The following is an 11,256-nucleotide window of genomic DNA, read 5'->3' on the forward strand; positions in this document are numbered from 1 at the left end:
TTCTTTTCTAGTTTTTCTCTTACAGTATGCACTAGCAAAACCCTGTTTTATTAATCTTTTATCTAAATTAGAATATGAAATCTTATAACCAAATTTTTCTTTTAAACAACTATGATAATTTTTCAACGTCAAAAATGAACAACTACTGTTATTGTTCTCTCCTCCTGTTATTTTCATTTCTCCTTGATAAACTTCACCCAAGTTGTATATTGTTTCATCACTATATTTTTGCGCATTCTTGTTATTTACATTTTTATGAGAAAGTATTATCTCCTTTCCGGTATTTATAAAATCAAGATATTCTTTCTTATATCTTTTTATAGTAGAAACAGATTTATTAAATTGCTTTGCTATTGATAAACATGATCTTTTAGGATCCTTTGCAAAGATATCTAATATACATTTTTTAATTTCTGCATATGACTTATTGTCTAAAATAGTAAACATTCTAACCTCCTTTACCAATTATATGTTTTGGATCCAAAACATATAATTGGTAAGGTATCATTTTGTTTGATATTCCAGACTTTTTATAATCTATGATTTTGATTTAAAAGTAATGATAAAATAAAGTTGTAAGTGTCAAAGAATATTAATAATTTGATATTTTATAAAATAAATACCTTTAATCAAGGAGAAGAATATGAAAATAGGTTTACCCAAAGAAATTAAACAAAACGAAAACCGTGTTGGTATTACACCTAGTGGTGTTGTAGAACTAGTTAGAAATGGTCACGAAGTTTTAGTTGAATCAGGAGCTGGATTAGGTAGTGGATTTGCTGATGAAGAATACAAAAAAGCAGGAGCAAAAATTACTGCAAATGTAGAAGAAGTTTGAAAACAAGAAATGATTATTAAAGTTAAAGAACCTTTAAAATCAGAATACAAATACTTCTATGAAAATCAAATTATTTTTACATACTTCCATTTAGCTGGATTAAAAGATTTAACACAAGAATTAGTAAAAAATAAAGTTGTTGCAATTGCTTATGAAACTGTTCAAACACCAGATAGAGCATTACCATTATTGCGTCCAATGAGTGAAGTTGCCGGAAGAATGGCGGTTATTACAGCTTCAAACTTATTATTAAAAAACACAACTCATGATGGACTAGGAATTCTTCCTGGCGGAACTCCTGGAACACCAAAAGCTAACTTTACAATTATTGGTGGAGGAGTTGCAGGAACAGCTGCACTTAGATTAGCAACAGGAATGGAAGCTAAAGTTACAGTAATTGAATTTAATGAAAATAGAATTAGACAATTACACGAAATCTATGGAGATAAAATTTCTATATTAAAATCAAATCACGCAAACATTGCACAAGCTGTTAAAGAAAGTGATGTAGTTATTTCAACTGTATTAATTCCTGGTAAATTAGCTCCTAAACTAGTAACTGAAGAAATGGTTAAAACAATGAAACCAAACAGTATTATTATTGATGTAGCTATCGATCAAGGAGCAAGTGTTGAAACAATTGATCATGCAACTACACATGCTGAACCTACATTTATTAAGCACGGTGTTATTCATTATTCAGTTCCAAATATTCCAGGAGCAGCTCCAAGAACTTCAACAATTGCTTTAACTAACGCTACACTTAGTTATGCAGTAGAAATTGCAACAAAAGGTTGAAAAAAAGCTGTTCAAGAAAACATGACATTAAAATTAGGTCTACAAACAGTTAATGGTAAATTAGTTTATAAAAATGTAGCTGATTCATTAGATATGCAATACACTGAAGTAGATAAAGCTATATAATAAAAAATAAAATCTAGCTCACGCTAGATTTTTTATTCATATTATTTAATTTTTTTAATAGTAATTTTATATGGTTTTGCAATGTCTTTAATTTCAACAGTTACTCCAGCTTTTTTACCTAACATAGCTTTTGCGATTGGTGATTCATTTGAAATTAAATTTGAAAAAGGATCAGCTTCAATAGCTCCAACAATTTTGATTTCTCTTACTTTTTTATCTAAGTTAGAAACAAATTCTACTGTTGAACCAATTTTAACTTCTTCATTACTTGAATCACTTGAATCATCAATAACTTTAGCTCTATTAATTAATGATTCAACTTCTTTAATTCTTGCTTCAACTTCAGCTTGTCTATTTCTTGCAGCATCATAATCGGCGTTTTCACTTAAATCTCCTTGGTTACGTGCTTCAACTAATTCTTCAATAACTTTAGGTCTTACAACTTCTAATAAGTGTTTAAGTTCAACTTTTAATTCTTCTAATCCTTCTTGAGTTAAAATGATTTCTTGTGACATGTTTTCTCTCCTTATATCTTTTAAATTATATAATATTGAAATTTAAAGTTCTATAGATATATTTATAACTTAAATAAGATAATTATATTAATATTATTATCTATTATTAATTAAAACTTCTTCTTGTTTATTATTTTTTTAATTCTTTTTCTTGTTGCTTTTTAAGTTTTTTATCTAAAGAGATTTTCATTCTTTGTTTTTCAGATTCTGAAATTATAGTTGTACTATCTTCTATTAAATGTTCAGTTTTACCTACAATTGTACTAATAGCAGCTCCTGAAGTTACATTAACTGCAGTTCTACCCATATCAAAAATACCATCTAAAGCTCCGATAATTGAATAAACTCCTTGAAAGTAAGCACCAAATCCTAATCCAGCTAACACTCCAGCAGTAACTACTGTGGCAGTTCCGGGAATTCCACTAATTCCAAGTGATGCTACTAAAGTAATAAATAAAGCTAAAATGAAAAATACTACTAATCCCATACTCGTTAGATTATTATCGTGTTGAGCTCCAGTTCATAAAAAGCTTGTAATAACTCCTGATTGAACTCCAGCACACCCCATTAAACCTAATGTAGATGAAAGTGGAGCTGCTGTTGAAACAACACTATCATCAACTTTAATATCATCTTTTAAAGTATTGATTAACATTGGTAATGTCGCATTTGATGATTGAGTTGCAAATCCTTGAATTAGAACTTTAAAAGAGTGTTTTCATCAACTAATAACATTAATTCTAAATGCAAGTAACATTAAAGTGATTCAAACTAGTGAAATAGTTAATCCAATATAACCAACTCCAATAGCTTTTCCAATTGAAGATAAAGCACCAATTGGTTTAGAAATAATTGAATTAGTAATCATTGAAAAGACAGCTAGTGGCATTATTTTCATAAATGTCATTAAAACAGAAATAACTAATTTTCAAGCTACATCAGCAGTTTTTCTAATTTTTTCCATTTCTTCAGGCATTTTTTTAGATAATATTTTAACTGAATTACCAAATAAAAATCCTAATACCATTAAAGGAACAACAGCATTTGCTAATCATGGTTGAACAAAATTAGCTGGGAAATAATTTCATATAATAGTTGGTAAAGCTTGGGTTTCAAACTTTTTATTAGCACTTTCTCCAATAGGTTGTAGATCAACACCTTTTCCTACATTTAATAAAATACCTATTCAAAATGTAACAATAAATGCAAAAGCAGTATTTAAAAGTAATAGCGATGTTGCTTTAATTGAAATTCTAGCAATATTTTTCTTTCCTGGTTTTGAAACTACTCTAAAAATAGCTAAAAACACAACTGGAGTAGTTAATAATAAAATTCCATTAATAAAGATCTTTTTAAATAATGAAACTCATATATCTAATTGAACTGCTCATGATATATTACTTAACCCTTCTTTTGGAAAATTATTTATTGCTTGAATTACAATACCAAAAGTTAGTCCTAAAGCTAACGCTATTAAAATTCTATAAATAAACTTTATTTTATATTTTTTAAATCCAAATCATAACAAAGCACTAATAAGTGAAAAAACAAGTATTGAGACAAGTGCTTGTCAACTACTGATTGCTAAAAATTTATCAAGCAGAACATTAGGTTTTTTATCAGATAATATCATTTAACCTCCTTATTTTAATATTTTTTCTAAAGCAATATGTACGATGTCTACTACTCTTGAAAAAGGTGGAGCATATGGTAGATCTATTTGAGTTAATGAATCATCTATTTTGATTTCATTTCAAATTAAACTAATTAAAAAGTTAATTCTCATCACTGATAAATTACTTCCATGCATTTGTGCTCCTAATAAAGTATTAGTTTTAGTATTTAAAATTAGTTTTAATGCTAAAGGTGTTGGATTTTGATAATATGATGGGTGATCATAATCTTTAATAAATACTGTTTTATATTCATAATTTAATTCTTTTGCTGTTGATTCATTAATTCCAGTTGAAGCTAATTCAGAATCAAATGATTTTACAATAGCAGTTTGTAATGTTCCTTGATATTCATTATCAATTCCTAAAATATCATCAGCCACAACTTTAGCAAATTTTCTAGCAACAGTTGCTAGTGGAGTATATGTATTTTGTTTTGTGATTCTACGAATTGAAGTAGCACAATCTCCACAAGATCAAATATCAGCTAAGTTAGTTCTTCCTTTATTATCAACTACAATTGCACCATTTTTTAACATTTCAATATTTGAATCATTTAAAAATCCAGTAGCTGGTCTAAATCCTAGAGCTAAAATAACCAAATCTACTTCTAGTTTTGAATTATTTTCTAAAACTATATTAATATTATTTGAGTCTGATTTTTCAAAATAAGCTAAACCATTATTTTTAATAATATTAATGTTATTTTTTATTAGATTTTCTTCTAATAAATCTGTAATTTCTTTATCAAATACCCTTTTGTTTAGTTGTGATTCTTTTTCTATTAAAGTAATTTCTTTATTAAATTCAGCAAGCATTTCTAAGCATTCTAAACCAATAAAACCAGAACCAATAACTGCTACTTTTTTAATAGAATCATTTTGTAATTTTTCTTTTAATTTAATACCGTCTTCTAATCTTGTTAAAGTGAAAATATTATCTAATTCAATTCCTTTAACTGGAGGAACAATAGGTTTTGCTCCTGTTGTGATAACTAATTTATCATATGATAACTCTATTAAATTATCATCTTTACGATATAAAATCTTTTTAGATTGATCATCTATTTTTTCAACTACTGATTTAGTATGAATTACAATATTTTGTTCATTAAATTGTTCAACACTTCTTGCAAGTAAATTATTTGGTTGTAAATTTTTATTACTTACAAAATAAGGTAACCCACAAGCACCAAGTGAAACATAATTTTCTTTTTGAATAACTATAACTTCAGTTTGATTTGATAGTTTTTTAATTCTACTAGCCACAGTCATCCCACTAGCAGCACCACCAATAATAACTATTCTCATTTATACCTCCTAAAGTTTAAAAAGAAAAAAATAAAATCAATTTCTTTCTTTAATAGAAATAGATTAATTCTATCTTAATTTATATTATAACTTAAAAAAATAAGGGTTAATTTTGTTTATCGTATACAATCATAACTAGTTTTAATCATTTAAATAATCTAATATTAATTCAGCAATCTTTTTATTTTTAACTACTTTATTTAATTCATCAAAATTTGAGTTTTTAATATTATCAATAGTTTTAAAATGTTTATATAATTCTTGACTTGTTTTTCTTCCTACTCCTTTAATATTTAATAATTGATCTTGAATTTGATTGTGATATTTTTTTCTAAATCCAGATTTAGCATATTCATCAACTCTAATTTGAACACCAGACAATCAATTATAAAGTTTTTTAAATTGTTTTATATCAACAGTTTGATTGTATATATCAATTAATGCTCTAGTTTTGTGATGTTCATCTTTAACTAATCCAATCACATCAATATCTAAATTTAATTGATCTAAAACTTGTTTACAAGCTGTTATTTGAGCTGATGATCCATCAACAATAATTAGATCAGGTAAAATATCATTAGTTTCTAATTTTTTAGTAAATCTTTTTTTAATCATAAACTTCATGCGATCAAAATCAGATGTATAAGTTGAATCAATATTATATTTTCTAAATTCATTTCTAATAACTTTAGCATTTTTATATACAACACAAGCTCCAGTTATAAATTGATTATAAATATTCGAGATATCAAACATTTCTATATAATTTGGATATGTTCTAATATTTGATATTTGTTGAAGTGTAGTTAGAATTTCATCTTCACCTCCTAAATTAACGTTATTTGATATTTTAGCTTTATTAGATAGTTCAATAGCGTTTTGTTTTACTAAATTAATTAGAATTTGATCTTGTTTATTTAAACTGTGACTTGTAAAGTTTAAAATGTTTTGATCAATATCTAATAGTTCAATTTCATTAGGAATTAATAAAATATCAGGAGTAATATTTTTATTATAAATTTGTTGTAAAAAACTATTTAATAGTTCAACTACTTCTTGACTCTCATAATTTTGAACATATTCATCTTTAAAAGTTAATTGACCATTTCTATAAAATAAAATCACAAAACAAATTCTATTATCATCTAAATAATAATTTATAACATCAATATTTTTATCACTATTAAACTCAACATTTTGAGCTGTTGTAATAAATTCTAAACTATCAAGTTGTTCTTTAATTTTTTGAGCTTGTTCAAATTGTAACAATTCACTTGCTTTATTCATTTGATTAATTAAATTAGTTTTAACTTGACTAATATCGCCTTTAAAAAATTTATCTACTTGTTTTATTTGATTTAAATAATAACTTGGATCAACTTGTTTAAAACAAGCTCCAGAACATTGGTTTAAATGATAATATAAACAAGGTTTATTTAAATTACCTTTACATCTTTTTAAAGGAAACAATCTTTGTAAAGTTAATAAAATAGCTCTAGCATTACTTTTTAATGGTAAAGGGCCATAATTTCTTAAAGCTTTTTTATCGTATTTTCTTTCATATTTATAAGTTGGATCTTTTTGATTAGTAATTACAATATAAGGATAAGCTTTATCATCGTTTAATAAAATATTATATTTAGGGTGATATTTTTTAATTAAGTTTTCTTCTAAAATTAAAGATTCTTTTTCATTATTTACAATAAAATAATTAATATCATCAATCTCACGAACTAATCTTGTAGTTTTAATATTATGAGCACGATTAAAATAAGAACTAACTCTTTTTTTAAGATTTTTAGCCTTTCCTACATATATGACTTGTTTTAAATTATCTAAATATAAATAACAACCTGGTTTATTAGGTAATAAATTAATTTTTTGTTCTAATTTCATAATAATTATTTGTTAAAAGTAAGTGTATCATCATCTGATAATATTTTATCTAAAGTATTGTTTTTATTTTCATTTTCTTCAATTTGTTGATTTTTATTTCACCCAAATGGATTAATATCTCTTTGTTGTCAAAACTCTTGTCTTGCTTGTTCAATAGGAACGTCTTTTTGATTAATTTTAATATTAATTAAATTAAGTTCTTTATCAAAATTTTCTTCTTCATCATCAATATTTACATCATCTATCACTTCAGTTTGATCAATTTCTAGATCATATTTTAAATCATAATCATCTTCTAAAATACTTTTAAAATCTTTTAATTCTTCTTTTTTAACTTTAACATATGACGGTAGTTGGATGATTAGATCACTATTATTAATATCTTTATTATCAAATAATAAATTAGTATTTAAATTATCTAGTTTATTTAAATTATTATTAACTTTTAGATCTTGATCATTTATTTGTATTTGATTTAATAGTTCAGCATAAATTGGACTATCTTTAGATGATAAGTATAAAATTCTTAACGCTTTACCTCTTTTTTTATGTTTAGGTTTAAATAAATAAAATCCATCACCAGTTAAAATTCAATTAAAGTAAATAAAACTAATAAAAATAACAATTATATAAGTAGTAGGTAGAGAAGTATATAATAATACAGCAATAATAAAACTACCTATAATTCCACCACCTAAATAAGGGTTGAAATATCCATCAGGATTAATTAAATAATGTGTTAAAACTTTATAATTTTGTTTATTAAAAACTGAGTAATTAATTCATTGTTGATTGTATGTTTTTATAATTTCATTAAAAATATTTTTTTGTCATAAAGCGTTTATTTTATAAACATTAGAATTAGTTTGATACATAACAGTAAATAAAATTAAAGATGTTAAACATAAAATTATAATAAAACCAGCTAAAAGCATTAATTTAAATCTTATTTTAAACTTAAATTTTATTTGAATAAAAATACATAAATCAAAAGCTAATAATATTAAATAAACCAAATATTTAACTCAACCAAAAATATAGTTAAATAAAATATCATCAATTAATTGACCTATAAGAGTAATTCTTCCAAAACTAATTGAAATAAAAAATAATAATAAAAAACCGTTTACTACTCAAGCAACTGAGTCTTGTTTATACTTTTTTTTATGTCTTTTAAAAATAATAGTTTTGTCTTCATTATAAAGTTGTTGTTTATTTTTTATCACTTGTTGTTCTTGCATCTTTTCTAATTCCTTTATTATTACTTTTTTTATTATATCTAATATTAACTTGACTCTTTTTATATATTTTAACAATCTTATTTTTACAAATCTAATAGTTGACTATAAAAGCGTTTTTTCTATTTTAAATAGAGTAAAACGCTTTTTAATTATTGAGCTTTTTTAGGTTTTGAGTTGTTTTTATTTTGATTGTTGTGTCTTTTTTTAGTTTGTTTTGCAACAAATACTTTTCCATCAGTTTCATTAATAATTGCTAAAACAATAGGATTTTTTCCTGATTCTTGTCTTACTAAACTTCTTACTTTATTTGTAATATCTTTTTTAATTTCAGATAGATCGTATTTATTTGGGTGTTGTTTAAATAATGTTTGACCTTCTAAAATTAAATTAGTTACTTCTTTTTGAATTATTTTAAAGATTGGATTATCTTCTTGAATGTATAATACTCCACGCATTTGTGTATCAATTAATGAAACTAATTCTTTATTTCTAGAATCAATAGTTGCACCAACTATAATAACTCCATCAGTTGCTAATTGTTTTCTTTCATTTAAAACAATAGAACCAACATCACCAATTCCAACACCATCAACATAAATATTTCCCTCATCAACCATATGTTCAGATATAGCTAAATGTTTTTTAGATAATACTAGTGTTTCACCATTATCAATAATTCCAACATTACCAGGTTCTACTCCTGCTTCAATTGCTACTTTTTCAGCTTTTAAACATTCTTTGTATAATGCTTTTATTGGAATGAAATATTTAGGTTTTAATAGTGAAGTCATCATTTTAATATCTTCATAACTTGCTCTCATTGATCAAATATTTTTATCACTTAATGAAACTAATTTAGCATCAGTTCTAGCTAATTCATCTAAAATTTGAGCATGTCTTTTTTCAATTCCAGCAGCTGGTGGAGTTGCTAAAATAATTACATCTTTTTCTGTAAATTCAACAACATGATCATTTCCAGTAGCTATTTTCATTAATTTAGAATATAAATCATCAGCATTACCTGAAATAATTAATACTCCATCATCTGATTGCATATATTCTTGAATGCTAATTAATGAATCTTTTTTAATTACTAAATTTTCATGAATTAAATTAGATTTTAAAACGGCATCCATTGTTCTTCCATAAACTGCAATTTTTCTATTATTTTCAATAGCAGCCATACAAATTTCACTTAATTTATAAATATCTTCTTCAAATATTCCTACCACTATTTTTGTTTTCTTTTCTTTAAATGGTGCTGCTATAAAGCGATCGATTTTATGATTTGGAACAGTAAAATCAGTACGTGAAGCAAATTCTGCATCTGAAATAAATGCTAAAACTCCTTTTTTAGCAATTTCAGCAACGTGACTAAAATCAGTTGAAAAATAAGATTGTTCTTTTCCATCAATTATGTAATCTCCAACATAAATAATTGATCCTAAATCAGTACAAAATGCATAACCAAGTGATTGTGGAGATGATGAAGTTGTTCTAAATACTTCAACTTTAACATTTCCTATTTTAATTACATCTTTATCTTTAACTGTTTTAAACATTTTTTCTTTATGTTTTAATCTCATTCTTTCGATTTTGATTTTTGCAATTAATTCTGTAATTTCATTACAATAAACAGGAGCATCAATTTCTTTTAATAAATAACCTAATGATCCTATATTATACGCACTAGGATTAGTTAAAAATACTGCTTTAATCTTTTTCTTATTTTGTTTAATAAAGTCTAATTTAGGAATAACAGTATCAATTCCTAAAATACCTTTTTCTGGATATTTTAACCCAGCATCTAATATAAACATCTCATCATTAATTTCTAAAATGTAAAGGTTTTTACCCTTTTCATCTTGTCCACCAAGAGCTGTAAATCTAATATTTGGCATTATAAAAAATTCCTTTCATTTTTCATCTTAATATTATAAAATCTCACTAATCGCGTTTAATCGTTAGATTAGTTAAAAGTTTATTTCTTAATATATATTTTAACTTATAAATTTTTATTATTGAATAATAGAATTGTTTTAGTAGTTAAGTTAGTTGGTAATAATAAAAAAACAAGTTTCTAGGACTTGTTTTAATATGAATTATTAAGCAGTGGTTGATTAGCTATTACTTTCTGTTCTTGAAGTATCAGATTCTGTTCTTGAAGTATCAGTATCTTCTGTTCCTCCACCAGTGGCATTGTTCACCGATCCTCCGCCAGAGTTGTTTTCTGTTTCTCCGCCAGCAGCATCTCCTGATCCTTCAGATTCATTTTTTTCTGGATCTTTTGCTCCAGATGATCCTTTGCCTTGGTTAGCTTCATCAGCTGGAGTTTTAACTTCAGTTTTACATTATAAAAGTTCTACCTAATATGACTATAGAAAAACTTGAAAATTAAGCAGTTTTTTATAAATAACCTTAAAATGTATAAGCTCAAGCATGAATAATTACTTAAAATTAATTTAAACAGACATGAAATAAGTTAAAAAAACTATTATTTTATGTCTTTTTTATGCTATAATATAGATATAATGCTATATAAAAGGGAAAGAGAGATAAAATGGCGATACCTTTAGAAATAAGACAGGTTGCAAGACCTAAAAACACAGTTGTAAAAGATTATTTTGGAAAATATAAAGTTGTAAAAAGAACTAGTAAATACGTTAACGGAAAAGCTATACCAGTTGATCTGGAAATAGTTGGTGAAATAATAGATTTTCAATTTGTACCTTTTGAAACACCAATTCCAGTTGGTCAAAGATCAAAAAAGAAAAAAGAATTAATTGAAACAGGTACTGATGTTAAAGAGTATGGAAACGTTGCAATATTTACAAAAAACAGTGAAGATATTTTAGAAAA

The 11,256-nt window shown here is 25.1% G+C and carries 9 protein-coding genes and 1 pseudogene; 2 read left to right on the top strand and 8 right to left on the bottom strand.

Translation table 4 applies throughout. The features are described 5' to 3' along the window. Positions 1-447: hypothetical protein (locus AB668_RS00605; protein ID WP_152908010.1), on the bottom strand; the 447-nt coding region annotated here is incomplete at its 3' end. 196 nt (positions 448-643) lie between these two features. Here AB668_RS00605 and ald point away from each other — a divergent pair. After that, positions 644-1,762: an alanine dehydrogenase gene (gene ald / locus AB668_RS00610; RefSeq protein ID WP_050517180.1), complete on the top strand. Its 1,119-nt coding sequence runs from the start codon at positions 644-646 to the stop codon at positions 1,760-1,762. Positions 1,763-1,803: 41 nt separating this feature from the next. On the opposite strand, the gene greA is transcribed toward ald, so the two are convergent. The 7 genes from greA to AB668_RS05870 form a co-directional block, all read right to left on the bottom strand. After that, positions 1,804-2,277 carry a transcription elongation factor GreA gene (gene greA, locus AB668_RS00615; RefSeq protein ID WP_050517181.1) on the bottom strand — a complete coding sequence of 158 codons (474 nt, stop codon included), beginning with the start codon at positions 2,275-2,277 and terminating at the stop codon, positions 1,804-1,806. Between the two features lie 130 nt (positions 2,278-2,407). Continuing rightward, positions 2,408-3,910 (bottom strand): dicarboxylate/amino acid:cation symporter, encoded by a 1,503-nt coding sequence (locus AB668_RS00620; RefSeq protein WP_050517182.1) that lies wholly within the window; start codon positions 3,908-3,910, stop codon positions 2,408-2,410. A gap of 9 nt (positions 3,911-3,919) precedes the next feature. Next, on the bottom strand, positions 3,920-5,260 hold the full coding sequence (locus AB668_RS00625) for an FAD-dependent oxidoreductase (protein WP_050517183.1): 1,341 nt from the start codon (positions 5,258-5,260) through the stop codon (positions 3,920-3,922). Positions 5,261-5,401: 141 nt separating this feature from the next. Continuing rightward, positions 5,402-7,156 (bottom strand): excinuclease ABC subunit UvrC, encoded by a 1,755-nt coding sequence (uvrC, locus tag AB668_RS00630; RefSeq protein ID WP_050517184.1) that lies wholly within the window; start codon positions 7,154-7,156, stop codon positions 5,402-5,404. Between the two features lie 5 nt (positions 7,157-7,161). Continuing rightward, positions 7,162-8,397: a hypothetical protein gene (locus AB668_RS00635; RefSeq protein WP_050517185.1), complete on the bottom strand. Its 1,236-nt coding sequence runs from the start codon at positions 8,395-8,397 to the stop codon at positions 7,162-7,164. 149 nt (positions 8,398-8,546) lie between these two features. After that, a complete protein-coding gene (locus AB668_RS00640; RefSeq protein ID WP_050517186.1) occupies positions 8,547-10,298 on the bottom strand; it encodes a ribonuclease J in 1,752 nt (583 codons plus the stop codon). Between the two features lie 191 nt (positions 10,299-10,489). After that, positions 10,490-10,720, bottom strand: a complete 231-nt coding sequence (locus AB668_RS05870; protein ID WP_050517187.1) for a hypothetical protein — start codon at positions 10,718-10,720, stop codon at positions 10,490-10,492. A 237-nt stretch (positions 10,721-10,957) separates the two neighbouring features. On the opposite strand from AB668_RS05870, the pseudogene AB668_RS00650 reads away from it, so the two are divergent. Further along, positions 10,958-11,256: pseudogene (locus AB668_RS00650) on the top strand (hypothetical protein); the annotation flags it as partial.

Source organism: Mycoplasma sp. HU2014, from assembly GCF_001199495.1.
Taxonomy (GTDB): Bacteria; Bacillota_I; Bacilli_A; order Mycoplasmatales; family Mycoplasmataceae; genus Mycoplasma.